This is a genomic window from Burkholderia sp. MSMB1072, assembly GCF_001524725.1.
Taxonomy (GTDB): Bacteria; Pseudomonadota; Gammaproteobacteria; order Burkholderiales; family Burkholderiaceae; genus Burkholderia.
This window is the reverse complement of sequence record NZ_LOYC01000071.1, coordinates 148,664-173,108: the sequence shown is the minus strand read 5'-3', so window position 1 is coordinate 173,108 and position 24,445 is coordinate 148,664. Positions and strand designations below refer to the sequence as shown.

28 protein-coding genes, 1 other RNA gene and 1 riboswitch are annotated in these 24,445 nt (G+C 69.3%); of the genes, 15 read left to right on the top strand and 14 right to left on the bottom strand.

From position 1 onward, the window contains the following. Positions 1-9 precede the first annotated feature (9 nt). On the bottom strand, positions 10-1,824 hold the full coding sequence (locus tag WS89_RS30755) for an autotransporter assembly complex protein TamA (RefSeq protein WP_059795805.1): 1,815 nt from the start codon (positions 1,822-1,824) through the stop codon (positions 10-12). A 247-nt stretch (positions 1,825-2,071) separates the two neighbouring features. On the opposite strand from WS89_RS30755, the gene WS89_RS30750 reads away from it, so the two are divergent. The 4 genes from WS89_RS30750 to panD all read left to right on the top strand — a co-directional run bounded on the left by WS89_RS30750 (position 2,072) and on the right by panD (position 4,670). Beyond that, entirely contained in the window at positions 2,072-2,260 is a 189-nt protein-coding gene (locus WS89_RS30750; RefSeq protein ID WP_059795803.1) for a DUF3460 family protein, read from the top strand. A 4-nt stretch (positions 2,261-2,264) separates the two neighbouring features. After that, entirely contained in the window at positions 2,265-3,137 is an 873-nt protein-coding gene (locus tag WS89_RS30745) for a segregation and condensation protein A (protein WP_012329011.1), read from the top strand. A gap of 261 nt (positions 3,138-3,398) precedes the next feature. Then, positions 3,399-4,238: a pantoate--beta-alanine ligase gene (gene panC / locus WS89_RS30740; RefSeq protein WP_059795801.1), complete on the top strand. Its 840-nt coding sequence runs from the start codon at positions 3,399-3,401 to the stop codon at positions 4,236-4,238. A gap of 45 nt (positions 4,239-4,283) precedes the next feature. Continuing rightward, positions 4,284-4,670, top strand: coding sequence for an aspartate 1-decarboxylase (gene panD / locus WS89_RS30735; protein WP_059504814.1), 387 nt, complete (start codon positions 4,284-4,286; stop codon positions 4,668-4,670). A 191-nt stretch (positions 4,671-4,861) separates the two neighbouring features. Here the strand turns inward: panD and WS89_RS30730 are convergent, their stop codons facing one another. The 4 genes from WS89_RS30730 to WS89_RS30720 all read right to left on the bottom strand — a co-directional run bounded on the left by WS89_RS30730 (position 4,862) and on the right by WS89_RS30720 (position 7,955). Continuing rightward, complete coding sequence (locus tag WS89_RS30730; protein WP_059504812.1) at positions 4,862-5,521, bottom strand: ParA family protein; 660 nt, start codon at positions 5,519-5,521, stop codon at positions 4,862-4,864. A gap of 147 nt (positions 5,522-5,668) precedes the next feature. Next, positions 5,669-6,082 carry a DoxX family protein gene (locus tag WS89_RS30725; protein WP_059504810.1) on the bottom strand — a complete coding sequence of 138 codons (414 nt, stop codon included), beginning with the start codon at positions 6,080-6,082 and terminating at the stop codon, positions 5,669-5,671. Between the two features lie 150 nt (positions 6,083-6,232). Next, a complete protein-coding gene (locus tag WS89_RS34375; RefSeq protein WP_179949705.1) occupies positions 6,233-6,370 on the bottom strand; it encodes a hypothetical protein in 138 nt (45 codons plus the stop codon). A gap of 82 nt (positions 6,371-6,452) precedes the next feature. Continuing rightward, entirely contained in the window at positions 6,453-7,955 is a 1,503-nt protein-coding gene (locus WS89_RS30720; protein ID WP_059795800.1) for a cobyric acid synthase, read from the bottom strand. Between the two features lie 75 nt (positions 7,956-8,030). Here WS89_RS30720 and cobU point away from each other — a divergent pair, with 75 nt between their 5' ends. Genes cobU through WS89_RS30700 form a run of 4 tightly spaced genes read left to right on the top strand, consistent with a single transcriptional unit; the run spans position 8,031 to position 11,458 of the window. After that, positions 8,031-8,585, top strand: coding sequence for a bifunctional adenosylcobinamide kinase/adenosylcobinamide-phosphate guanylyltransferase (cobU, locus tag WS89_RS30715; RefSeq protein WP_059504806.1), 555 nt, complete (start codon positions 8,031-8,033; stop codon positions 8,583-8,585). Continuing rightward, positions 8,579-9,523 carry an adenosylcobinamide-phosphate synthase CbiB gene (cbiB, locus tag WS89_RS30710; RefSeq protein ID WP_059795798.1) on the top strand — a complete coding sequence of 315 codons (945 nt, stop codon included), beginning with the start codon at positions 8,579-8,581 and terminating at the stop codon, positions 9,521-9,523. Before cobU ends, cbiB begins: the two co-directional genes overlap by 7 nt. Beyond that, entirely contained in the window at positions 9,516-10,535 is a 1,020-nt protein-coding gene (gene cobD, locus WS89_RS30705) for a threonine-phosphate decarboxylase CobD (RefSeq protein ID WP_059795797.1), read from the top strand. Before cbiB ends, cobD begins: the two co-directional genes overlap by 8 nt. Beyond that, complete coding sequence (locus tag WS89_RS30700; RefSeq protein WP_059795795.1) at positions 10,532-11,458, top strand: cobalamin-binding protein; 927 nt, start codon at positions 10,532-10,534, stop codon at positions 11,456-11,458. Before cobD ends, WS89_RS30700 begins: the two co-directional genes overlap by 4 nt. Before the next feature lie 103 nt (positions 11,459-11,561). On the opposite strand, the gene cobC is transcribed toward WS89_RS30700, so the two are convergent. The 5 genes from cobC to WS89_RS30675 form a co-directional block, all read right to left on the bottom strand. Further along, complete coding sequence (cobC, locus tag WS89_RS30695; RefSeq protein ID WP_059795794.1) at positions 11,562-12,146, bottom strand: alpha-ribazole phosphatase; 585 nt, start codon at positions 12,144-12,146, stop codon at positions 11,562-11,564. After that, the gene (locus WS89_RS30690; RefSeq protein ID WP_059795792.1) at positions 12,131-12,883 is read right to left on the bottom strand and encodes an adenosylcobinamide-GDP ribazoletransferase; all 753 of its coding nucleotides are present in this window, start codon (positions 12,881-12,883) and stop codon (positions 12,131-12,133) included. Before WS89_RS30690 ends, cobC begins: the two co-directional genes overlap by 16 nt. Before the next feature lie 13 nt (positions 12,884-12,896). Next, positions 12,897-13,952 (bottom strand): nicotinate-nucleotide--dimethylbenzimidazole phosphoribosyltransferase, encoded by a 1,056-nt coding sequence (cobT, locus tag WS89_RS30685; protein ID WP_059795790.1) that lies wholly within the window; start codon positions 13,950-13,952, stop codon positions 12,897-12,899. A gap of 61 nt (positions 13,953-14,013) precedes the next feature. After that, on the bottom strand, positions 14,014-14,832 hold the full coding sequence (locus WS89_RS30680; RefSeq protein WP_059795789.1) for an ABC transporter ATP-binding protein: 819 nt from the start codon (positions 14,830-14,832) through the stop codon (positions 14,014-14,016). Next, complete coding sequence (locus WS89_RS30675) at positions 14,829-15,827, bottom strand: FecCD family ABC transporter permease (RefSeq protein ID WP_059795985.1); 999 nt, start codon at positions 15,825-15,827, stop codon at positions 14,829-14,831. The genes WS89_RS30680 and WS89_RS30675 overlap by 4 nt, the downstream gene beginning before the upstream one ends. A 160-nt stretch (positions 15,828-15,987) precedes the next feature. Continuing rightward, a riboswitch (cobalamin riboswitch) is annotated at positions 15,988-16,236 on the bottom strand. A gap of 154 nt (positions 16,237-16,390) precedes the next feature. Between WS89_RS30675 and WS89_RS30670 the strand changes: the two genes are divergently transcribed. From WS89_RS30670 to WS89_RS30650, 5 genes are all read left to right on the top strand, one after another. Next, positions 16,391-16,741 carry a hypothetical protein gene (locus WS89_RS30670; protein ID WP_059504792.1) on the top strand — a complete coding sequence of 117 codons (351 nt, stop codon included), beginning with the start codon at positions 16,391-16,393 and terminating at the stop codon, positions 16,739-16,741. Continuing rightward, positions 16,738-17,052 carry a cell division protein ZapA gene (locus WS89_RS30665; RefSeq protein WP_006478091.1) on the top strand — a complete coding sequence of 105 codons (315 nt, stop codon included), beginning with the start codon at positions 16,738-16,740 and terminating at the stop codon, positions 17,050-17,052. The genes WS89_RS30670 and WS89_RS30665 overlap by 4 nt, the downstream gene beginning before the upstream one ends. Positions 17,053-17,133: 81 nt before the next feature. After that, a non-coding RNA gene (ssrS, locus tag WS89_RS30660) (6S RNA) lies at positions 17,134-17,315 on the top strand. A gap of 69 nt (positions 17,316-17,384) precedes the next feature. After that, positions 17,385-17,846, top strand: a complete 462-nt coding sequence (locus WS89_RS30655; RefSeq protein ID WP_006478090.1) for an EVE domain-containing protein — start codon at positions 17,385-17,387, stop codon at positions 17,844-17,846. 180 nt (positions 17,847-18,026) lie between these two features. Then, the gene (locus WS89_RS30650) at positions 18,027-18,767 is read left to right on the top strand and encodes an SIMPL domain-containing protein (protein ID WP_059504791.1); all 741 of its coding nucleotides are present in this window, start codon (positions 18,027-18,029) and stop codon (positions 18,765-18,767) included. A 150-nt stretch (positions 18,768-18,917) separates the two neighbouring features. Here the strand turns inward: WS89_RS30650 and lgt are convergent, their stop codons facing one another. Together lgt and WS89_RS30640 are read right to left on the bottom strand one after the other, a co-directional pair. After that, positions 18,918-19,814, bottom strand: coding sequence for a prolipoprotein diacylglyceryl transferase (lgt, locus tag WS89_RS30645; protein ID WP_059504789.1), 897 nt, complete (start codon positions 19,812-19,814; stop codon positions 18,918-18,920). A gap of 87 nt (positions 19,815-19,901) precedes the next feature. After that, positions 19,902-20,816 (bottom strand): LysR substrate-binding domain-containing protein, encoded by a 915-nt coding sequence (locus WS89_RS30640; protein ID WP_034208142.1) that lies wholly within the window; start codon positions 20,814-20,816, stop codon positions 19,902-19,904. Between the two features lie 134 nt (positions 20,817-20,950). Between WS89_RS30640 and ilvD the strand changes: the two genes are divergently transcribed. Beyond that, on the top strand, positions 20,951-22,624 hold the full coding sequence (ilvD, locus tag WS89_RS30635; protein WP_059795982.1) for a dihydroxy-acid dehydratase: 1,674 nt from the start codon (positions 20,951-20,953) through the stop codon (positions 22,622-22,624). A 128-nt stretch (positions 22,625-22,752) separates the two neighbouring features. Then, on the top strand, positions 22,753-23,079 hold the full coding sequence (locus WS89_RS30630) for a c-type cytochrome (protein WP_059504785.1): 327 nt from the start codon (positions 22,753-22,755) through the stop codon (positions 23,077-23,079). Between the two features lie 148 nt (positions 23,080-23,227). Here the strand turns inward: WS89_RS30630 and WS89_RS30625 are convergent, their stop codons facing one another. Together WS89_RS30625 and WS89_RS30620 are read right to left on the bottom strand one after the other, a co-directional pair. Continuing rightward, a complete protein-coding gene (locus WS89_RS30625) occupies positions 23,228-23,986 on the bottom strand; it encodes a DUF2486 family protein (protein ID WP_059795788.1) in 759 nt (252 codons plus the stop codon). 25 nt (positions 23,987-24,011) lie between these two features. Then, entirely contained in the window at positions 24,012-24,428 is a 417-nt protein-coding gene (locus tag WS89_RS30620; protein ID WP_006478083.1) for a DNA polymerase III subunit chi, read from the bottom strand. Positions 24,429-24,445 lie beyond the last annotated feature (17 nt).

The following is a 24,445-nucleotide window of genomic DNA, read 5'->3' as shown; positions in this document are numbered from 1 at the left end:
ACGGCGGGTTCAGAAAGCGATGCCGAGCGTCAAATACGGGCGCACGCTGTGGTTGCGCAACCCGTACGCGACGTCGACGTTGATCGGGCCGACCGGGCTGCGCCAGCGCGCACCGACGCCCACGCCCGGGTAAAACACGCGCTCGCCCCACGCATCGGTCGCGGTGCCGATGTCGAAGAACGTCGCGGCGCCCCAGTCGCGGTTGAACCAGTGCTGGTATTCGGCCGTGCCCGTCACCAGGTACTTGGTCGGCAGAACGGAGCCGTCGACGCTGTTGCCGATGCTCTGGTAGCCGTAGCCGCGCACCGAATTCGAGCCGCCGGCGCGGAACAGCAGCGACGCCGGCACGCCGGTCGAGCTGCCGCTGGTAAACACGCCGCCGAGCTCCGCGCGGAACACGAACAGGTCGCGCTTGCCGATCGGCAGGTACTGCTGCCCGCGCGCGTAGCCGCGGATGAAGGTTTCGTCGGCCAGCGCGCCCTTGACCGCGAAGCCGGCCTCCGCGTGAATCAGGTTGCCCGAGCGCGGAAACAGCGGATCGTCGACGTTGCGGCGGGTCCACGCCCATTGCGGCACGAGCGCGCGGCTCGTGGTCGGCCCCGCGCCGTTCTGGTCGAGCCGGTCCTGGTAATACATCAGCGAATACGAATAGTCGATGAACTGGCCGGTGCGCGTGCGCTGCACGCCGACCCGCGCGCTGTAGATACGCGTGTCGGACACGTTGGTGTTCGTGTACGACGCGAGCACGCTGTTGGTCCAGCCCTTCTCGCCCGGCGGCATCGACAGCTGGACCTGCCCGTACTGCTGGATCTGGTCGAGCCGGCCCGACACGGTCAGCGGCCACGCGGCGCCGAAGGTGTCGAGATACGTATAGGAGCCTTGCACGTGCGGCCCCGTATCGGTGGCGAAGCCGACGCCGCCGCGGATGTTGTTGTACGGGAACTCGCTGACCTTCACGTGCACGGGCGTGCGCTCGGGCTTCGACGTATCGTCGCCGACGTCGATCGCGACGCTCGCGTAGTACGGCGTGTTCTGCAACTGCCGCTGCAATTCGTTGATCCGCCGCACGTCGTAGATCTCACCTTCCGACAGCGGATTGACGTTCGTGACGATCTTTTCCGGATAACGGCGCACGCCGTCGACGTCGACCTTGCCGATCGTGAACGTCGGGCCGCTGTCGAACGTGACCGCGAGCGTCGCGCGCCGCGTGCGCGGATCGATGCGCGCCTCGGACGACGCGATCTTCGCGCCGAGATAGCGGCGCGCCTGCAATTGCCGGAGCGCCGCACTCTTCGCGTCGTCCCAGTCGGACTGCGTGAACGGGTCGCCCGGCTTCATCGAGAACGCGAAACGGGTGGCCGTCTCCTGCGCCGGATCCTCCGTTTCGACGGGCCCCTTGAACGCCAGCTCGACCGTCGACACGACGGTCTGCTTCCCCGGGTCGACCGCGATGCGCACGTCGCGCTTGCCGTCGCGGGTGCGCACGTCGGTACGCACGACCGGCGAGAAATAGCCGGCCGTCGCGGCCAGGTCGCGCACCTGCTGCGGCGTGGCGGTCACGAGGAAGTCGAACTGGTCGTCGCTGATGTCGTCGCGCTTGGCGAAGCGGGCGATATCGAGATGGGTCTTGAGGAGCTTGCGGATCGAGCGCGGCGCGTCGATGTCGACGTCGTACTTCGCATGGGCCGGCAGCGCGAAGCACGCGGCCAGGCAACCCGCGAGGGCCGCCCGCGCGACGCGGGCCGCGGCGCCGGCGCGATCGCGTGCCGCGCGCGGGCCCGCGTCATGCGCCGTGTGTGCTTGCTGGTTCGACTGCCCCGCCAAATATGACCTCGCCGTCCTGGATCGTTACGGTTTCGTGGAAAACCCTGTATTTGACCACAGGGCGCGGGCGTCGCAGCCAAACGATTGTGAAAGAATGCCAGCGCCCGACAGGGCCGCCGCCCAATGCCCGCCGGCACCGCCCGCGGTTTCGACGCGCGATTGGCGCCGGCTGTTCCCCGCGATGCGGTAAAATCCCGCCATCGCGAATCCGGCGCATCGTGCGCCGCCCGAAACGGAAGATCCAGCCATGCCGTACCAGTCCGACGTCACGCAGTTCCTGAACCAGCTCAAACAGCAGAAGCCGACGCTCGAGGAAGACCAACGCAAGGGCCGTTCCCTGTTGTGGGACAAGCAGCCGATCGATCTCGACGAGCGCGCCGAGCAGCAGGAATCGCGCGTGAAGCAAACGCCGTACGTCTACTACCAGAACTTCTGACGACGTGAGCGCCGCCGACGAGGCCAGCGCCGCCCGGCAGGACGACGCGATCGCCGCGCCCGCGGGCGCCGATTCGACGCCCGACACGGTCGACGGTGTCGCGGCCTTCGCTCGCCTGTACGGCGAGCCGCTCTTCAAGCTGCCGCAGGATCTCTACATCCCGCCCGACGCGCTCGAAGTGTTCCTCGAGACGTTCGAAGGCCCGCTCGACCTGCTGCTGTACCTGATCCGCAAGCAGAACTTCAACGTGCTCGACATCCCGATGGCGCAGGTCACCGCGCAGTATCTGGGCTACGTCGACCAGATCCGCACGTCGAATCTCGAGCTGGCGGCCGAATACCTGCTGATGGCCGCGATGCTGATCGAAATCAAGTCGCGGATGCTGCTGCCGGTCAAGAAGGCCGACACCGGCGAGGAAGCCGAGGATCCGCGCGCCGAACTCGTGCGCCGGCTGCTCGAGTACGAGCAGATGAAGCTCGCCGCGCAGCGGCTCGACCAGTTGCCGCAACTCGGCCGCGATTTCCTGCGCGCCGAGGTATATATCGAGCAAAGCGTCACGCCGCGCTTTCCCGACGTGAATTCGGACGATCTGCGCGCCGCGTGGGCGGACGTGCTCAAGCGCGCGAAGCTCGTCCAGCATCACAAGATCTCCCGCGAGGAGTTGTCGGTGCGCGAACACATGAGCCTGATCCTGCGCCGGCTGCAGAACGCGCGCTTCATGGAGTTTGCCGACCTGTTCGACACGTCGCGCGGCGTGCCGGTCGTCGTCGTGAACTTCATCGCGATGCTCGAACTCGCGCGCGAATCGCTGCTCGAGATCACGCAGGCCGAGCCGTTCGCGCCGATCTACGTGCGCCTCGCGTACCTGCCTGCGTAAGGGCCGCCCCCCCGCCGCTTCCCGTTCCCGGTTCGTTCCGACGCTCGCCGCTGCGCCGCGGCGGACGACCGTCCGGCGGGTGTTCGGCACACCCCGATAAAAAGTGAACGATCGTTCTTTTATCGGTGCGTGCGGCGGCCAAATCCTCTACAATCCGCCGACGCCCGATGCGCCGCCCGCGCGCCGGCGTTCTCCGCTTCGACCCCGACGCCGCTGCCGCGGCGTCAACGCGCGCCTGCGCGAGGAACCCGTTACCCGATCATGAAAGTCATCAGCTCGATCCAGGAACTGCGCGACCAGCTGCGCGGACAGAACCGCACGGCGTTCGTGCCGACGATGGGCAACCTGCACGAAGGGCACCTGTCGCTGATGCGTCTCGCGCGCCAGCACGGCGACCCGGTCGTGGCGAGCATCTTCGTCAACCGGCTGCAATTCGGCCCGAACGAGGATTTCGACAAGTATCCGCGCACGCTCCAGGACGATATCGAGAAGCTGCAGCAGGAAAACGTGTACGTGCTGTTCGCGCCGACCGAGCGCGACATGTACCCGGAGCCGCAGGAATACCGCGTGTTGCCGCCGGACGATCTCGGCGGGATTCTCGAAGGCGAATTCCGTCCGGGCTTCTTCGCCGGCGTGTGCACGGTGGTCACGAAGCTGATGTCCTGCGTGCAGCCGCGCGTCGCCGTGTTCGGCAAGAAGGACTACCAGCAGTTGATGATCGTGCGCCGAATGTGCCAGCAGCTCGCGCTGCCGGTCGACATCGTCGCGGCCGAAACCGTGCGCGACGACGACGGCCTTGCGCTGTCGTCGCGCAACCGCTACCTGACGACCGACGAGCGCAAGGAAGCGCCCGAACTGGCGAAAACGCTGCAGCGCGTGCGCGACAGCGTGCTCGGCGGCGAACGCGATCTCGGCAAGCTCGAGCGGCACGCGCACACGCACCTGGCCGAACGCGGCTGGCTGCCCGACTACATCGCGATCCGCCGCCGCGCGAACCTGATCGCACCGAGCGCCGCCGAACTCGAAGCCGGCGAGCCGCTCGTCGTGCTCGCGGCCGCGAAGCTCGGCGCGACGCGCCTCATCGACAACCTGGAAATCTGACGGGCTGCCCGCCCGCGCCTCTCACGACGCCTCACCGGAGACACCATGCAGCGCCACATGCTCAAATCGAAGATCCACCGTGCGGCGGTCACGCACTGCGAACTGCATTACGAAGGTTCGTGCGCGATCGACGAAGACCTGCTCGAAGCGGCGGGCCTGATCGAAAACGAACGGATCGACATCTGGAACATCAACAACGGCGAACGCTTCTCGACGTACGCGATCAAGGGCGAGCGCGGCAGCGGGATGATCTCGCTGAACGGCTCGGCCGCGCGCCGCGCGCAGCTCGGCGACCTCGTGATCATCGCGGCGTTCGCGATGGTCGACGAAGCCGAACTGCAGGCCGGCTGGAAGCCGAAGCTCGTGTTCATCGACGACGGCAACCGGATCAAGGGCCATCGGGACCACGTGCCGACGCAGAGCTGGAGCTGATCCGCGCGGCCGCCGGCGTGTCGTGACACGCCGGGTGTCGCCGCGATGCGGCGGGCGCCCGGCGGCCAACACCGAGCCGCCACATACGTACGGAGGGCCTGATTCGGCGCGATGCCGGATCAGGCCCTTTGTCCGTTTGACGGAATCCGCCGCGCGCTCGCCGTCTGCGGCGCGGCCCGCGCGCGAGCGGGTCAGGACGCTTTCGCGGCCTTCTCGGCCTTCGGCATGCGGCGCTCGGCCCATTCGACGATCGGCCGCCACTGTTCGAGATCCTTCTCGACGCGGCTTTTCGCGACATCCCACAGCGTCAGGCCGTGCGCGGCGATCTGCACGTAGTTCTGCGTGTCGCGCACGTAGCCGAGCACCGGCAGACCGAGCCCTTCGACGAACCGGTGCAGTTGATCGGACGAGCGCGTGCGGGCGTCGACCCGCATCCCGACGATCCCGACCTCGACGCCGCCCTTGCGCACGGCCTTCTCGCCCGCGAGGCGCTCCAGAAACTGCTGGGTCGCGAGAATATCGAACATCGACGGCTGCAGCGGCACGATCACCTTGTCGGCCAGTTGCAGCGCGACGTTGAGCCGCGTGCCGTGCAGGCCGGCCGGCGTATCGATCACCGCATATTCGAGGCCGCGCGGCGGCTTCGACGGCGCGTCCGGATCGAGATCCCACGCCTCGATCGTCGGCAAGCCGGCCGGCCGCAGGTCGAGCCACGCATGCGCGGACTGCTGCCGGTCCAGGTCGGCCAGCGCGACCCACGCGCCCTGCGCCGCGAAATAGCCGGCTAGATTGGTGGACAGCGTGCTCTTCCCCACGCCGCCCTTCGGATTCGCCACCACGATGACCGTCATGAATTCCCCCGAAAAAGCCGCGCGGCGCCGGCCGCATGGCAGGCGCCGCTCGATTGCGGATACAGGGAGCGATGATATCGGCAAACGGGGTGTCACCGGAACCGGTCGCAGCGAACCGCGAACCGCTTTCGTGCGCGTTCGTTCACATTACGCGGGCCGGTCCGCGGCCTCCGCCGCGCCGATCGCGAACGCGCCGCCGCCCAGCAGGGCCTGCACGGCCAGCGTGACGGCCCAGAACGCCGGATATTCCCAGCCGCCGTGCGGCGACGAGAAGCTCCAGCCGTTCGGCAGATGCGCTGCGAGCGCGCCGAGCATGAACGGCAGCAGCACCAGCGCGGCGATGCGCACGCGGAACCCCGCGAGCAGCGCCAGCCCGCCCGCCAGTTCGACGAACGTGGTCAGGTACGCGAGCCAGCCCGGCAGGCCGATCGACGCGAAGAACTGCGCGGTGCCGGGCAGCGTGAAGACGAATACTTTCTGCGCGACGTGCGCGAGGTACAGCACGCCGAGGGCGACGCGCAGCAGCGTCGCGGCGAAATCGTTCAGGCGGTTGGCGTTCATGACGGCTTCCTTCGGGAGTGGATGGGAATGGATCGCACTCTATTCGAATCGATTCGACCGATAAACACGCCATGTCGCTTAAATTGATTCCATTTCGGAACGAATCGAAGCGAAAAAAAAGGGCATGACCGATCATGCCCTCCGTCCTGCTCAGTAACCGCTCTTGCCTTGCGTTGCATCGCCGCCGGACTGGCCGCCGCGCGGCGCATACGAATCGCACGCATGCGCCGCCGACGACGCGCCCAGCAGCGCCGCAAGCAGCACGCTCCACCACCACCGAACCTTCATCGTCGCCCTCCTTCGGGCGGACCTCCGCCCTCCTCCGTTGTACGCGATCGGACGGAAAAAGCGAGGGCGGACCGGCTCGCCGTCACCGAAACTCGGCGTACAGCGCGTCGAGGTCGAGATGCGCGGCGAACGTGTCGGCCAGCCGCTCGAGGGAAGCCTCGCGCAGCGCCGGGTAGTCGATGCGCGCCGCCCCGTCGAGCCCCGCCCAAGCGAGCAGCGCCGTGCAGGCGTCGGGCGCGTCGAACAGCCCGTGCACATAGGTCGCGAGGATCTGGCCGTCGGCCGACATCGCGCCGTCGGGACGCACGCCATCCTGCGCGGCATCGGCGGCCAGCGTCAGCGCGGGCGTCGCGAGCGCCGGCCCGCGCGTGTCGCCCATGTGGATTTCGTAACCGCGCACGGCCGCCTCGCCCGGCAGCGCGAGTTGCCCGGTCACGTTCTTCAGCGTCTTGTCGGGTTGCAGCGTCGTGTCGAAATCGAGCAGCCCGAACCCCGGCACGCTGCCGGGCGCGCCCTCCAGGCCGAGCGGATCGTCGAGCGTGCGGCCGAGCATCTGCATGCCGCCGCAGATGCCGATCACCTTGCCGCCGTAGCGCAGATGACGCCGGATCAGCGCTTCCCAGCCCGCGTCGCGCAGCCACGCGAGGTCGCGCTGCACGCTCTTCGAACCCGGCAGGATCAGCAGGTCGGCGTCGGGCACGGGGCCGCTCTTCCAGTACGTGAACTCGACCTGCGGATGCGCGTGCAGCGGGTCGAAATCGGTGTGGTTGCTGATGCGCGGCAGCGCGGGCACGACGACGCGCAACACGCCGGCATCGCCGCGTGCGGCGGCGCTGCGCGCCTGCGCGGGCAGCATATCCTCCGCGTCGAGCAGCAGCCCGTGCAGGTACGGCAGCACGCCGAACACCGGCTTGCCCGTCCGGGCGCGCAGCCAGTCGAGCCCGGGTTCGAGCAGCGCGAGGTCGCCGCGGAAGCGGTTGATCACGAAGCCGCGCACGCGCGCGCGCTCGCTGTCCGACAGGCAGGCGAGCGTGCCGACCAGATGCGCGAACACGCCGCCGCGATCGATGTCGGCCACGAGCACGACCGGGCAGTCGACGCGCTCGGCAAACCCCATGTTCGCGATGTCGCCGTCGCGCAGGTTGATCTCGGCCGGACTGCCGGCGCCTTCGACGATCACCGTGTCGTACCCCGCCCGCAGGCGCGCATACGATTCGAGTACCGCATCGAACGCGACCGGCTTGTAGTCGTGATACGCCCGCGCGTCGAGGTTCATGCGCGCCTTGCCGTGAACGATCACCTGCGCGCCGCGGTCGCTCGTCGGCTTCAGCAGCACCGGATTGAAATCCGTATGCGGCGCGACGCCGGCGGCCAGCGCCTGCAACGCCTGCGCGCGGCCGATCTCGCCGCCGTCGACCGTCACCGCGCTGTTGAGCGCCATGTTCTGCGGCTTGAACGGCGCCACGCGTGCGCCGCCGCGGCGCGCGAGGCGGCACAGGCCCGCGACGAGCGTGCTCTTGCCCGCGTCGGACGTGGTGCCCTGGATCATCAGCGTGCCGCGCGGCCGCGGCTCGGGTGCATTCATCGTGTCAAAGGTCGTCGCGAAGCAAAGGCGGCATTATCGCCCGCGGCGGGTCGCGCGCGCCGTTACAATCACGCGATGATTCCGCACGACCTCACCTTCGTCCTCGGCGGCGCGCGCTCGGGCAAGAGCGCGCATGCCGAGCGGCTCGCCGCCGACAGCGGCCGCCCCGTCACCTACATCGCGACCGCGACCGCCGCCGATGCCGAATTCGCGCAGCGCATCGCGCATCATCGCGCACGCCGGCCGGCCGCCTGGGGGTTCGCCGACGCACCCGTCGATCTCGCCGGCACGCTCGCGCGGCTCGACGATCCGCACGCGTGCCTGCTCGTCGACTGCCTGACGCTGTGGCTCACGAACCTGCTGTGCCCCGCCGAAGGCGAACCGCTCGACGACGCGCAGTACGCGGCGCACGTCGAACGGCTCGAGCACGCGTTGCGCGGCGCACGCGCGAAGGTGATCGTCGTCAGCAACGAGATCGGGCTCGGCGTCGTGCCGCTCGGGTCGGTCACGCGCCGCTACGTCGACGAGCTCGGGCGCCTGAACCAGCGCGTCGCCGCGCTCGCGACGCGCGTCACGCTGCTGGTTGCGGGGCTGCCGCTCGACCTCAAGACGGGCGCGCAGCCATGCTGATGTTGTCGCTGCCCGTCGTCGCGATGCTCGCGGTCGCGGCCGCGATCGTCGACCGCGCAATCGGCGAGCCGGCCGGCTGGCATCCGCTCGTCGCGTTCGGCCGCGTCGCCGCGCGCATCGAAGCCGCGCTGAACACGGGCCGGCGCGGCCGCCTCGTCGGCGTCGCCGCATGGCTCGCGGCGGTCGTGCCGCCGGTGGCCGTCGCGGCATGGCTCGTCTGCTTGCTGCCGTGGCCGTTCGCGGCTGCGCTGCACGTCGCGCTGCTATGGTTCGCGCTCGGCGCGAAGAGTCTCGCCGACCACGTCGCGCCGATCGCCGCCGCGCTGCTGCGGCGCGATCTCGACGCGGCGCGCACGCTGACCGCACGCATCGTGTCGCGCGACACCGGCAGCGCGGACGAAGGTGCGCTGTCGCGCGCGGCCGTCGAATCGGCGCTCGAGAACGGCAACGACGCGATCTTCGGCGCGCTCTTCTGGTTCGTCGTCGCGGGCGGTCCCGGCGCGTTGCTGTTCCGGCTCGCGAACACGCTCGACGCGATGTGGGGCTATCGCACGCCGCGCTTCCTGACCTTCGGCTGGGCCGCCGCACGCATCGACGACGCGCTGAACTGGATGCCCGCACGCCTCACCGCCGCGAGCTACGCGTTGCTCGGCGACACCGCCGCCGCGTGGCGCTGCTGGCGCACGCAGGCGCGCCACTGGGACAGCCCGAACGCAGGCCCCGTCATGGCCGCGGGCGCCGGCAGCCTGAACGTGCAGCTCGGCGGCCCGGCCGTCTATCACGGCGAGCTCGAGAATCGCCCGATGCTCGGCACCGGCGCCACGGCGACTGCCGTCCACATCGTCGCCGCGCTGTCGCTCGTCACGCGCACGCTCGCCCTGTGGCTCGCGCTGCTGGTCGCGAGCGGCGCACTCGTCATGGCCACCCATCATGTCTGATTCATCCATCGCGCACGGCGGCAACCTGCACGAAGCCGCCCGCCGTCACGGCATCCCGTACGACGCGTGGCTCGACCTGTCGACCGGCATCAATCCGGCGGGCTTCCCGGTGCCGCCCGTCCCGGCCGACGCGTGGCGCCGGCTGCCCGACGACGGCGACGGCCTCGCGGCCTGCGCCGCGCAGTACTACCACGCGCCCGATGCCGCGCACGTGCTGCCGGTCGCCGGCAGCCAGGCCGCGATCCGCGCGTTGCCCGGGTTGCTGCCGGCCGGCGACGCCGGCGTCGCGGCGCTCGCGTACGGCGAATATGCGCCCGCGTTCGCGCGCCACGGCCATCGTGTCGTCGCGCTGGACATCCGCGCCGATACGCTGCCCGCGACGCTGCGCCACGTTATCGTCGGGAATCCGAACAATCCGACCGCCGAGTTCGTGCCGACCGCGCGCCTGCTCGGCTGGCATGCGCAACTGGCGACACGCGGCGGAACGCTGATCGTCGACGAAGCGTTCGCCGATACGGGCGCGACGCCATCGCTCGCATCACAGGTCGATCGTCCGGGCCTCGTCGTACTGCGCTCGGTCGGCAAGTTCTTCGGGCTCGCCGGAATTCGCGCGGGCTTCGTGCTCGCATGCCCCGACCACGTCGTCGCGTTGCGCGACAGGCTCGGCGCGTGGACGGTCAGCGGCCCCGCACGCCACGCGGTCGCCGCGGCGTTCGCCGATCGCGCATGGCAAGCTGCCGCCCGCGAGCGGCTCGCGGCCGACGGCGAACGACTGGCCGCGCTGCTGCGCGCACACGGCTTCGCGGTTCGCGCAACGCCGCTCTTCAGCTGGACCGACGATCCGCGGGCCGCGGCGCTGCATGCGGCGCTCGCGGCGCGCGGGATCTGGACGCGGCACTTCCCGAGCCCGTCGAGCGTGCGCGTCGGCCTGCCGGGCAGCGAAGCCGAATGGCGGCGCCTCGGCGACGCGCTCGCGCATTGCGTGCCGCTGCTGCAGCAGGCCTCGGCATGAGGCCACGCCTGTTCCGCCCGTTCCGCCGGCTCGCACCGGCCGCACTGCTGGCGGCGCTCGCTCATGCGCCGCTCGTCCACGCCGATGTCGCGACGCGCGACGATGCCGGCAATACGGTCACGCTGCCCGCGCCCGCGCAGCGCGTGATCAGCCTCGCGCCGCACGCGACCGAGCTCGTCTACGCGGCCGGCGGCGGCGCGAAGCTCGTCGGCACCGTCACGTACAGCGACTATCCGGCCGCCGCGCAAGCGGTGCCGCGGGTCGGCGACAACAAGGCGCTCGATCTCGAACGAATCGCCGCGTTGAAGCCCGACCTGATCGTCGTCTGGCGACACGGCAACGCCGAGCGGCAGACCGATGCACTGCGCGCGCTGCACATCCCGCTGTTCTTCAGCGAACCGAAGCATCTCGACGACGTGCCGTCGTCGCTGCGCCGGCTCGGCACGCTGCTCGGCACGCAACCGACCGCCGATGCCGCCGCTGCGGCCTTTGTGCGCGACCTCGCGGCACTACGCGCACGCTACTCGGCACGCCCGCCCGTCACGCTGTTCTTCCAGGTGTGGGACCGTCCGCTGACGACGCTCAACGGCACGCACCTGATCGACGAAGTATTCGAACTATGCGGCGGCCGCAACGTATTCGCATCGCTCAAGCCGCTCGTGCCGACCGTCACCGACGAGGCCGTGCTCGCGGCGAATCCGGAAGCGATCGTGACGACGAGCGCCGGGGCGACCCGTTCGACCGAACCGCTGCCGAGCCTCGCGCGGTGGCGTGCGTGGCCCGCACTGACGGCCGTGGCGCGCCACAACCTGTTCGCGATCGACGGCGATCTGCTGACGCGGCCGTCGCCGCGGATCGTGCAGGGCGCAGCCGCGCTGTGCGAGGATCTGGATGCCGCTCGTGCGCGGCGGCCGGCGCGCTGATTGCCAGCGGCTGGCGCATTCGTCGCGCACCGATGCCGGATGCGTGCGGCGCCCGAAGCAAATGGATCGTGCGCGGCGTCGTTCATTGCGGACGCACGTGCGCCTATGCGTCCCAGTGCACGACTTCCCATGCTCGCGCGTCGCCGTTCGTGCGCAGCCAGACGGCCCCGCCCGTCGGCACGGGCCGCGACAGCAGCGTGTCGAACGGCACGCGCAAGACATGCGACGCGAACGCGCGGATCACGCCCGCATGCGTGACGACCCAATGCGCGCCGCCGAGCGCCGCAATCGTATCGGCCTGCCGCGCGACCCGTTCGACGAATCGCGCCACGCTTTCTCCGCCGTGCGCGCAGGCATGCATCAGGTCGGCCGCCCACGCATCGAGTGCCGCGCGGTCGATATCGTCCCAGCGCTGCATCTCCCATGCGCCGAAATCCATTTCCTGCCAGTCGGCATCGCGCCGCAGCGGCACGTCGAATGCCCGCGCGAGCCGTTCGGCAATCGACGCGCAACGCGCGAGCGGGCTCGTCCAGACCCGTTCGGGTAACGGCGCGCCGAGTGTCGACAGATGCGCACGCACGGCCTGCGCGCCGCCGTCGGCCGATGCGGCGAGCGGCACGTCGCTGCGCCCGTAGCAGATGCCCGGCTCGATGCCGACGGCCGGATGACGGATCAGGACGATGTCCATCCGAGCACCACGAGATAGATCGCCAGCTCGCCCAGTTGCTGCGCGAAACCGAGACAGTCGCCCGTATAACCGCCGATCCGCTTCACGAAATAGCGCGCGAGCCATGCACGCACGAGCACGAGCACCACGCACGCGGCGACGCCCATGCGCCAGTCCGGCCAGAACAGCCACGGCATCCCGAACGCCGCCGCGATGCATGCCGCGCGGGCGCGCATGCGTTGCGCCACCGGCTTCGCCTTGCCTTCGGCTCGCACGTAGTCGAGCGACATCAGCAGGCTCACGGCCATCGCGCGGCTCGCCGCATGCGCGGCGATCATCGTCCATGCGGCGCGCAACGGCAGCATCGACGTCAACGCCTGCCATTTCAGCCCGAGCGCGATCACGAGCGCGACCGCGCCGAACGTGCCGATCCGCGAATCGTGCATGATGCGCAGCACGTCGTCGCGCGTGTAGCCGCCGCCGAACGCATCGCAACTGTCGGCAAGGCCGTCTTCGTGGAATGCGCCGGTCGCGAGCAGCGTCGCGGCCATCGACAGCCCGACCGCGATCGACGCGGGCAGCGCGCGCAGTGCGACGAGATAGACCAGCGCGCCCCATGCGCCCACGCACGCGCCGACGAGCGGGAAATAACGCGCGGCCTGGTCGAGGTCGCCGGCCGCGTAGCCGATCGAGCGCGGCACGGGCACGCGCGTGAAATAGCCGAGCGCGACGAAGAAGTAGCGCAGTTCGGCCCGCATGCCGCGTGCGCGCTCAGGCGTCACGATCGTCGACGCCGGCGGACTCGAAACTCGCCATCTCGGCGAGGAACGCGGCCGCCGCGCGCACGAGCGGCAGCGCGAGCGCGGCGCCCGTGCCTTCGCCGAGCCGCAGGTCGAGCGCGAGCAGCGGCTTCGCGCCGAAATGCTCGAGCATGCGCCGGTGGCCGGCCTCGTGCGACGTATGCGAGAACACGCAGTAGTCGCGCACGCCGGGCGCGATGCGCTCGGCGACGAGCAGCGCGGCGGTCGCGATGAAGCCGTCGACGAGGATCGTCATCCGCTCGCTCGCGGCCGCGAGGTACGCGCCCGTCATCATCGCGATCTCGAAGCCGCCGAACGTCGCGAGCACGTCGAGCGGCGCGACCGCATGCGCGTGCTTGACGAGCGCGCGGCCGAGCACCGCGCGCTTGTGCGCGAGGCCCTGATCGTCGAGCCCCGTGCCGCGGCCGACGCATGCATCGATCGGCACGTCGAGCAGGCGGCTCATCAGGCAGGCGGCCGACGACGTGTTCGCGATCCCCATCTCGCCGAAGCCGATCACGTTCGTGCCCAGCGACGCGTGCAGGCGGACGCGGGCCGCGCCGGCGGCCAGCGCCGTCATCGCTTCTTCGCGCGTCATCGCCGGTTCCGTCGCGAAGTTGCGCGTACCGCGCGCGACCGGCAGCGACACCAGCCGCTCCGACGGCGGCAGCGGCGACGCGACGCCCGCATCGACGATCTCGAGCGTGCTCTGCGCGACGCCCGAGAACGCGTTGATCGCCGCACCGCCGGCCAGGAAGTTCGCGACCATCTGCGCGGTCACCGCTTGCGGATAAGGACTGACGCCTTCGGCCGCGATTCCGTGATCGCCCGCGAACACGATCGTCACGGGACGCTGCACGACCGGCCGCTCGGTGCGCTGGATCAGGCCGATCTGCAGCGCGAGCGCCTCGAGCTGGCCGAGGCTGCCGGGCGGCTTGGTCTTGTGGTCGATCACATGTTGCAGGTGCGTGCGCAGCGCGTCGTCGAGCGGCGCGATCACGGGCGGGAAATGGGTCGGAGTCGTCATCGAGGAGCCGTGTCGTGGGCGCGGCGGGCGCCGCGCATCGGAAAAATCGGAACGGAAAGGGTCATTGTCGCGCAGGCCATGCCGGCAGCAGCGCATCGCGGCCGTTCTCGCGGATCAGCACGAGCGGATAGCCGAATGCGTCGCTCGCGCGCTCGGGCGTCAGCACGTCGTGCACGGGACCGGCCCACGCATGGCCGCGGCCGTCGAGCAACAGCGCATGCGTCGCGAAACGCCGCGCGAGGTTCAGGTCGTGACACGAAAACATCACCGTGCGCGGGCCTGCCGCGAGCCAGGCGGCCAGCGCGGTCAGGCAGTCGATCTGGTGATGCAGGTCGAGATGCGCGAGCGGTTCGTCGAGCAGCATCAGCGGCGCATCCTGGCACAGCGTCGCGGCCAGCGCGACGCGCTGCCGCTCGCCGCCCGACAGCGACATCACGTCGCGCGACGCGAGCGCGCTCAGGCCGAACGTCGCGAGCGCATCGCGCACGGCCGTGCGGTCGCCGTCGCGCTCCCAGCCCCAGCCGCCGAGATACGGAAAGCGGTTCAGCAGCACCGTGTCGAACACGGTCGCGCTGAACGCATCGTGCAATTGCTGCGGCATCAGCGCGCGGCGCCGCGCGAGTTGCTCGGGACGCCATGCGGCAAACGGCCGGCCGTCGATCTCGACGTGTCCGCCGGCCGGCGGCTGCAATCCCGCGAGCGTGGCGAGCAGCGTCGTCTTGCCCGCGCCGTTCGGTCCGGCGACGCACCAGATCTCGCCGGGGCGGAACGCCTGCGTGAAGCGCTCGAGCAGCGTGCGCGCGCCGGCCTTCAGCGTCAGATCGACGGCCATGTAGCGCATGTCGCGGGCAGCGGCATGCGGTGCGGCGGTGCCCGTCATCGCATCGGCCTCCTCAGCAACATCCACAGGAACATCGGCACGCCGATCAACGCGGTCATCGCGCCCACCGGCAATTGCGCGGGCGCGATCGCGGTGCGCGCCAGCAGGTCGGCCGCCATCACGCCGCCGCCGCCCGCAAGCATCGCGGCCGGCAGCAGCATCCGCTGGTCGTTGCCGAACGCGAGCCGCAACGCATGCGGCACGACGAGCCCGACGAAGCCGATCGTGCCGGCCGTCGTCACGGCGGCCGCGGCGGCCAGCGACGCGACGAGATAGATCCGCACGCGCAGGCGCGCGACCGGCACGCCGAGCGCGAGCGCGGTCGCGTCGCCGCGCAGCAGCACGTTCAGTTGCGGCGCGGCGGGCAGCGCGACGCATGCGCTCAGCAACAGCGCGCCCCACGCGAACCACGGCGCCGTCGCGCCGTTCAGGTCGCCCGTCAGCCAGAAGATGATGCCGCGCAGCCGCGCGTCGGGCGCGAGCGACAGCAACAGCGTGACGAGCGCGCCCCACCCCGCCGCGATCACGACGCCCGTGAGCAGCAGCCGCGGCGAGGCGTCGCGCGATTCGCCGCGCCACAGCTCGCGCCTCGCGAGACCGAGCACGAGCGCGACCGAGACGAGCGAACCGGCGAACGCCGACGTGTCGACGAGCCACCATGCGCCGCCCGCGATCATCGCGACGAGCGCGAAGCCGGCCGCGCCGCCGGACACGCCCAGCACGTATGGCTCCGCGAGCGGATTGCGCAGCAGCACCTGCAACAGCGCGCCGGCCAGCGCGAGCAGCGCGCCGCACGCGAAACCCGCGAGCGCGCGCGGCAGGCGCAGCGTCCGGACGATATCGGCAAACAGGGTGTCGCCGCCGTGCGGCACGAGCGACGCGAGTGCCTGCCACGGCGACATCGGCACGCTGCCGATCGACAGCGACGCGACGAACAGCAGCGCGACCATGGCGGCCAGCGCGGCCCAGATCGCGGCGGCGCGCGCGGCGCTCATGCCGCGCACGGCTGCACGCACGACGCGCGGCACATCCGCTTGCGGGAGCCGGCCGGGCGCGACGGGGGCGCGTGGCGGACGATTGGGGTCGGCATCGAAGAAACGTTCCGTGAAGCATTGCGCGCCCCGCTTCCCCGCAGGTCGCGCGTCATGGAGCCCGTGCGGGCTCCCCGTCTCGGCCGGTATCCGGGCTGGCGGCGGTCCGGCTCGCCTTCCCGCGCGATGACGCGCAGTGGCCCGCGCCCGCATGCGACCTGCACGCGGAACGCGCCCGAGCCGGCCTGCGTCACACGACGCGGCCGCTTACCGTTGCGGGGGCAGCGCAGGTCGGCGCGCTCGTGGAGCCCGCATCCTGCTTCCCGTTTAACCGCGCGTCCTGCGCGCGAGCACCGAGGCGGCGCCAGTTTAGGAGCCGGTCGCGCGAGCGTCAAGGAAGCGTCCGGACCCGCGCGGGACGCGCCTATTCGCGGCAAGAAGCAGGGGTGTTACGACTGGAAACGTTACAGATGTCGGATTGCGCGTTATTCCGCGCTAAAATGCTGGGTCTTTAGAGGACGCAGCAAATGCTCAACGAACTCGAAACCCTATCTCAAAATATTGGCCGTCTGATTTCGCTGAACAAGCGCTATCACTCGGAACGGCTCGCGCTCGAGGAGCAGGTCGCGCAATTGCGCGCAGAAGCGGACACGGTCCGCGCGGAACTCGCGCAGCTGCGCGACGAACGCAATGCGCTCGCGGCCGAGCGCGACACGTTGTCGGCGAAGATCGACGACGCCCAGGTGAAACTGAACGCGATCCTCGAAAAGCTGCCGCGCTCGAAGGGCGCGGAGCAAGCCGACAACCAGCTCGACCTGCTGGATGCGCAGGCGCGCACGGATGGCGATGACGCGGCCAGCCACGGAGAACATGCATGAGCACCAAGCAGATCGAAGTCTCGATTCTCGGTCAGCCCTATCGGCTCGCCTGTTCGGCCGAGACCGAAGCGGCGCTGCTCGAAGCGGTCGCGCGCGTCGACGCCGAAATGTCGAAAATCCGCTCGAACAGCTCGGTGCGCGGCACCGATCGCATCGCGGTGATGGCGGCGCTGTCGCTTGCATCGGAATTGCTGCGGCTGCAAACGAGCGTGCGGCATGGTGAAGCATTTCCGGCGGAGGAAATCCGTCGTACAATGCACCAGATGAACGAACAGCTCGGCGCGGTGCTCGCACAGCACGAGACGCAGTAACGTTTCAAACGATGCGTCGATTCCCCTTGATCTCGACGGTCAACGGTGGTCAAATTGGCGCATCGAATCACAGTTCAGTCAGCTTCCCTGCCTGGTTCGCCAAGGTCATATATTCCTTGAACCAATGCCATGTGCACGGTTGCGGAAATTTGTAGCACGGGCGCGCGCGTCACTCTGTCTGATGTACCCGAAGTGCTGCTAACTGCGACCAATTCTGAACCTCAGGTTCAGGATGCCGGCCTAGCGGCCAAGGTGGGGGCCTATCCAACGGCATCGGGCAAGTCCCGGTGCCGTTTTCTTTTGTAGCAGCCTTTTCTGCGTCGACCACGACCATGCAATACTGGCTGATGAAGTCCGAACCGGACGAAGCAAGCATCGACGATCTCGCCAACGCACCGCAGCGCTCGCTGCCGTGGACCGGCGTGCGCAACTATCAGGCGCGCAATTTCATGCGCGACACGATGAAGATCGGCGACGGCGTGCTGTTCTATCACTCGAGCTGCCCCGAGCCGGGCATCGCCGGGCTCGCCGAAGTCTCGTCGACGCCCTACCCCGATCCCACGCAGTTCGATCCGAAAAGCCCCTATTACGACCCGAAATCGACGCAGGAAGCGCCACGCTGGCTGCTCGTCGACGTGCGCTTCGTGAAGAAGTCGCCGCTCGTGCCGCTCGCCGCGCTGCGCGAGCACGACGAGCTCGCCGACATGCGCGTGCTCGCGCGCGGCAACCGGCTGTCGATCACGCCCGTCACGCGTGCGGAATGGCGATTCATCACCGAAAAGCTGATGAAGTAGGCGCGCGCCAAAGGTCAAATCCGGTCAGTACGCGCGACCGTAACGGAACTCGCGGCACTTTCGCGCAGCCTAAGCAACCGCTGTCGGCCGAACGGGCCGGCCGTCGTTTTTTCGTCGCGCGGTACGCCCGCGTCGCGCGCGCGTGACCCGCGTGCGCGCCCTCGTACAAGGAATCCAACAATGACCAAGAAATCCGCACTCGCGCTGTCGCTCGCCCTCGCCGCCGCCGTTCCCGTCGCGCTGGCGCTCGCGTCGCCCGCCGCGCACGCCCAGGCGGCGAACCCGCACTTTCCGGAGCCGGCCGGCGTGCTGTCGCTTTCGTCGCAGGCCAGTGCCGACGTGCCGCAGGACATCATCCACATCACGCTGTTCTACGAGCAGCAGGCCAAGGATCCGGGCAGCCTCACCGCGCAGCTGAACCAGCGCGCGGACGCGGCCCTGTCGCAGGCGAAGGGCGTGTCGGGCGTCACCGCGCACACGGGCGCGTTCTCCGTGTATCCGAGCACCGATCGCGACGGGAAGATCTCCGCATGGCGCGGCCGCACCGAGGTCGCGCTCGAATCGCGCGATTTCGCCGCGGCGTCGAAGCTGGCGGGCCAGTTGTCGAACCTGATGCAGGTCGCGAACGTCGAGTTCTCGCTGTCGCCGGAAGCGCAGCGCACGGCCGAGCAGAAGCTCACGACCGAAGCGATCAAGTCGTTCCGCGCCCGCGCGGACGAAGCCGCGAAGGCGTTCGGCTACAGCAGCTACACGATCCGCGACGTGAACGTCGGCAGCGGCCGCAACGTGCAGCCGTACACGCGCATGATGGCGATGGCCGCGGCGCCGATGGACAGCGCGAAGATGAGCGCGCCGATCGCGGTCGAAGGCGGCAAGGCCACCGTGTCGGTCACCGTCAACGGTTCGGTGCAGATGAAGTAACGCGCATCGCGCAGCTGTCGGAAACGAAAAACGCCGGCCCGAGGGCCGGCGTTTTTCATGCATGTCAGGGTAGCCGATGCACGCGCCGATCACGCGTACATCGTTACCACGTCATGCAGCCACGTCATGCAGCCACGTCACGCAGCCACGTCACGCAGCCGCATTCGCGTTCGCCGCGCGGCGGCGATACGCCCAGGCCATCAGCGCGATACCCGCGAGAATCATCGGCAGCGACAGCCACTGCCCCATCGACAGGCCGAGCGCGAGCAGCCCGAGGAAGTCGTCCGGCTCGCGCGCGAACTCGACCGTGAAACGTGCGAGGCCATAACCGATCAGGAACAGCGCGGATATCGCGCCCATCGGGCGCGGCTTGCGCGCGAACAAGAACAGCACGAAGAACAGCGCGATCCCTTCGAGCGCGATTTCATAGAGCTGCGAAGGATGGCGCGGCAGCATCTGGTATTGCATGAACACGTCGGCGAGATGCCACTTCTCGACGAGCTCCGGATGTTTCGGCAACCATGCCGCGTCGTCGCGCATCGCACCCGGGAACAGCATCGCCCAAGGCGCCGTCGGATCGGTCACGCGGCCCCACAGTTCGCCGTTGATGAAATTGCCGAGGCGCCCGGCTGCCAGCCCCGTCGGCACCATCGGCGCGACGAAATCGGTGACCTGGAGCCAGTGCCGCTTGCGCTGCCACGCGAACAGCATCATCGCGAGCGTCACGCCGAGGAAGCCGCCGTGAAACGACATGCCGCCTTCCCACACCTTGAACACGTCGAGCGGATGAGAGAAGTAGAAACCGGCCTTGTAGAACAGCACATAGCCGAGCCGGCCGCCGAGCACGGTGCCGAGCACGCCGTAGAACATCATGTCGTCGATGTCCTTCGCGGTCCAGCCCTGCGCCGCGACATGCGGCAGCTTCAGGCGGACCCGGCCGACGACGATCGCCGCGATGAAGCCGACGAGATACATGAGGCCGTACCAGCGCACGGCCAGCGGCCCGAGATGGATCGCAACGGGGTCGAAATTCGGGTGAATGATCATGGGTTAGCGAAGAAGTTTTCGAATACGGTACGGCCGTCGCACGCGCAGCACCGCGCGTTGGACGGCGCCCGCACGCCATCGTTCACGTCACGCGGCAAGCCCCTGCGCGCGCACGACGTCGATGAACCCGGCAAGCACGGGGCTCACGTCGTCGGTACGCCACACGAGGCCCGTCTCGACGAGCGGCGCGTGGCCGGCGAGCGGCCGGTAGACCACACCGGTGCGCCGCAGGTTACGCAGCGATTGCGGCACCAGTGCGACGCCCATGCCGGCCGACACGAGGCTGACGATCGTCTGCATCTGGATTGCCTCCTGACCGATGCGCGGGGTTTCCCCCGCCGCGCCGTAGCAGCCCGTAATGATGTCATAAAAGCCGGGCGCCAAACGACGCGGAAAGATCACGAGCGGCAATGCGGCGACGTCGGCAAGCTGCACCGGCTCGTCCTCGGGCGCGTCGGATGCCGTACTCGGCATCGCGACCACCAGCGGCTCGCGCACGACGGGCAAGTACGACAACCCGGCCGCGTGACGCGGCGGCACGGGCGGGATGACGAGCCCGGCGTCGATGCGCCCGGCGACGAGTTCGTCGATCTGCACGTCGCTCGTCGCTTCCGCGAGCTGCAGCCGCACCTGCGGATAGCGCGCGCCGAACGCACGCAGCAACGACGGCAACAGCCCGTAATCGGCGGTCGACACGAACGCGAGCGACAGCGAACCGGCCTCGCCGCGCGCGAGCCGCCGCGCCAGCGGCGGCAGCGCATCGGCCGACGCCAGCAGCCGGCGCACGTCGGGCAGCAGCGCAGCGCCGACCGCCGTCAGCGCCACCGAGCGCTTGGTGCGCACGAACAGCGCCACCCCCAGCGCGTCCTCCAGCGCGCGAATCGCCTGCGACAGCGGCGGCTGCGTCATCGACAGGCGCTCGGCCGCACGGCCGAAATGGCGCTCGTCGGCGACGGTCGCGAAATAGCGCCACTGGCGCAGGTCGGGGATCGGATCGGCCATGTTCGACTCATTCGCAAAACGACTTAATAGGCGACAAATAATATATTGGACATCCCAATCGGGAAACTCCATGCTTGTTCGATCCGAACCGGCGCGCCCTCGCGAGCGACGCCCACACAACGATGGAGTCCCCCATGTCGTACAACCGTCGCTCGAAGCACATCACGCAAGGCGTGGCCCGTTCGCCGAACCGCTCGATGTATTACGCCCTCGGCTACCAGAAGGACGATTTCGACAAGCCGATGATCGGCATCGCGAACGGCCATTCGACGATCACGCCGTGCAATTCCGGTTTGCAGCGCCTGTCGGACGCGGCCGTCGACGCCGTCAAGGCCGCCGGCGCGAACCCGCAGATCTTCGGCACGCCGACGATTTCGGACGGCATGTCGATGGGCACCGAAGGGATGAAGTACTCGCTCGTGTCGCGCGAAGTGATCGCCGACTGCATCGAGACCTGCGTGCAGGGCCAGTGGATGGACGGCGTCGTGGTGGTCGGCGGCTGCGACAAGAACATGCCCGGCGGCATGATCGCGCTCGCGCGCCTGAACGTGCCGGGCATCTACGTCTACGGCGGCACGATCCGCCCGGGCAACTGGAAGGGCCGCGACCTGACGATCGTGTCGTCGTTCGAAGCCGTCGGCGAATTCACCGCGGGCCGGATGTCGCAGGAGGATTTCGAAGGCGTCGAGAAAAACGCGTGCCCGACGTCCGGTTCGTGCGGCGGCATGTACACCGCGAACACGATGAGTTCGTCGTTCGAGGCGCTCGGCATGTCGCTGCTGTATTCGTCGACGATGGCGAACCCCGATCAGGAGAAGGTCGATTCGGCCGCCGAATCGGCGCGTGTGCTGGTCGAGGCCGTGAAGCGCGACCTGAAACCGCGCGACATCATCACGAAGGCGTCGATCGAGAACGCAGTATCGGTGATCATGGCCACCGGCGGCTCGACCAATGCGGTGCTGCACTATCTCGCGATCGCGCACGCGGCCGAAGTGGACTGGACGATCGACGACTTCGAGCGCATCCGCAAGCGCGTACCGGTGATCTGCGACCTGAAGCCGTCGGGGCAGTACGTCGCGACCGACCTGCACCGGGCCGGCGGGATTCCGCAGGTGCTGAAGATCCTGCTCGACGCGGGGCTGCTGCACGGCGACTGTCTGACGATCACGGGCCGCACGCTCGCCGACGAGTTGAAGGACGTGCCGAGCGTGCCGCGCGCGGACCAGGACGTGATCTTCCCGATCGACCGCGCACTGTACCAGGAAGGCCATCTCGCGATCCTGAAGGGCAATCTCGCGCAGGACGGCGCGGTCGCGAAGATCACCGGCCTGAAGAACCCGGTGATCACGGGCCCGGCACGCGTGTTCGACGACGAGCAGAGCGCGATGGATGCGATCCTCGGCGACCGGATCCGCGCGGGCGACATCCTCGTGCTGCGCTACCTCGGCCCGCAGGGCGGCCCCGGCATGCCGGAAATGCTCGCACCGACGTCCGCGATCATCGGCAAGGGGCTCGGCGAATCGGTCGGTTTCATCACGGACGGCCGCTTCTCGGGCGGCACCTGGGGCATGGTGGTCGGCCACGTCGCGCCGGAGGCGTTCGTCGGCGGCACGATCGCGCTGGTGCAGGAAGGCGACTCGATCACGATCGACGCGCACCGGCTACTGCTGCAACTGAACGTCGACGACGCGGAACTCGCGCGCCGCCGCGCTGCGTGGCGACAGCCGGCGCCCCGCTATACGCGTGGCGTGCTCGCCAAATTCGCGGCGCTCGCCCGGCCGGCGAACCAGGGGGCGGTCACGGGTTGATGCAGAGGCGCCGGCGCATGCGACCCCGATAAAAGAGGCCCGCCCGGGGAACGCGCAAAACGTGCTTTCCCTTTGCTTCTATAATGCGCGGACCATGAAGCCGGCCGTCCCTGCCGGCGGAGAACCGCATGAAACAGACGATATTGCGCGTGCTGCTCGCCATGCTGCTGACCGGCAGCGCGGCGGCGGCGCGTGCCGACCAGGCCGACGGGCTCGCGCTGGCGCAGCGCAAGAACTGCATGGCCTGCCATGCGATCGGCAAGCCGCTGATGGGTCCGTCGTTCCGCGACATCGCCGGCAAGTACGCGGCGCGCGGCGACGGTGTCGATTACCTGGCGCAATCGATCGTGAAAGGCAGCGTCGGCGTATGGGGCAGCGTGCCGATGCCCGCCAATACGCAATTGACGAGCACCGAGGCCCACACGCTCGCCCAGTGGGTGCTGTCGGTACGCTGAAAGCGAATACGCCGCTCGGCGTACCCACGTCGTACGCAGGGCGTCACTGAGGAAGGCCGAGTACTGCCGACCTGTGCGTCGCCGGCGGCTTCGCAGGCGCCTACCAAACCTGCATTCTCTTTTTTCGCCGTCGCGAGCGATTGCTCGTTCAGCCGGAATGACCGGCGCGACGACGGGCGATCTCTTCATCGACCGCTTCGCGCACCCAGTCCATCACCTCGGTTTCCAGCGCGAGTGCGACTTCGCGCGTGACCTGGCCGACCAGCCAGGCCGAATGCTCGTGCAGCGCATCGCGACAACGCGCTTCGATGGCCTCGCGCCCCGCCCCGGTCAGATAGTTCGTCAGGCGATTGCGAAGCCGTTCGGCGACGTGCTGCCCATCTTCCGGCGTCAGTGCGACTGCGGCCTGCGCATCGCGCTGCGGCGCCGCGCTCGGCAGGGCCACCTCCGGCATCGCCGGGTCGGGCGCGTGCGCGGCCGCATCGCGCGCCATCGCCGCGAACGTGTGTTGCGGCAGGTCGTCATCGACCAGCGACGAGCGCAGCGGCGCCGTCATCGCCGCCGCGTCCTCCGCGACCACGTGCTCGGCGGCGCCGGGCTCGGCCGGCGCATCGGTCTCGCCCACGGCGGCGGCCGTCGCCGCGTCGCCCGGCAGCTCGACCGCCGGCACGTGCGGCGTCGGCACGGGTTCGACCACGACGGAATCGGGGTCGGCTTCGGTTTTATTCGATCCGGCCGGCGCAGCCACGCCCGCGGCGGCCGGCACGATCACGTCGGTGAGCACCGGAATCGCCGCGTCGTCGTGCGGGCGGGGCGCGGCGGACGCGGGCGAGCGCGCCGGCGCCGGCTTGCCCGGCACCAGCACGTCGGTCAGTGTCGGAATCGAGGATGAATCGGCTTCGGTCACGGGAACACTCCGTCGACGGTTGCGGCTAGCCGCCCTGCTTGTAGTTGTTCAGCGCATAGCCGCGGTCGCGGTAGAACCGGTAGCGGTCGCGGCCTGCGGCCAGCTCCTCCGGCGCGTTGCCGACCACTTCGAGCAGGCGCTCGAAGCGGGCGAACTGCGCGGGCACGGTCGCGCCGAGGTTCAGCAGCACGTGATGATGCGGCGCGCGGTCGAGATCGGCGGCCAGCACGATCGGCGTGCCGGCCGCGTGCTCGCTGTCGACACCGCAATGCGGGATGAAATCGAGCGGCGAGAACGTCCAGAGCCGCTCGTCGAGCGCACGCAGGCGCGCGGGCTCCGCGAGCACGACGACCGGCTGCCCGGCCTGATAGGCCTTGCGCAGCAGCCGGCACGCGTACGCGAGCGAATCGCCGACGTTCGAGTGGAAATCGATCCGCGTCATTGCCCGCGCACCCGCAG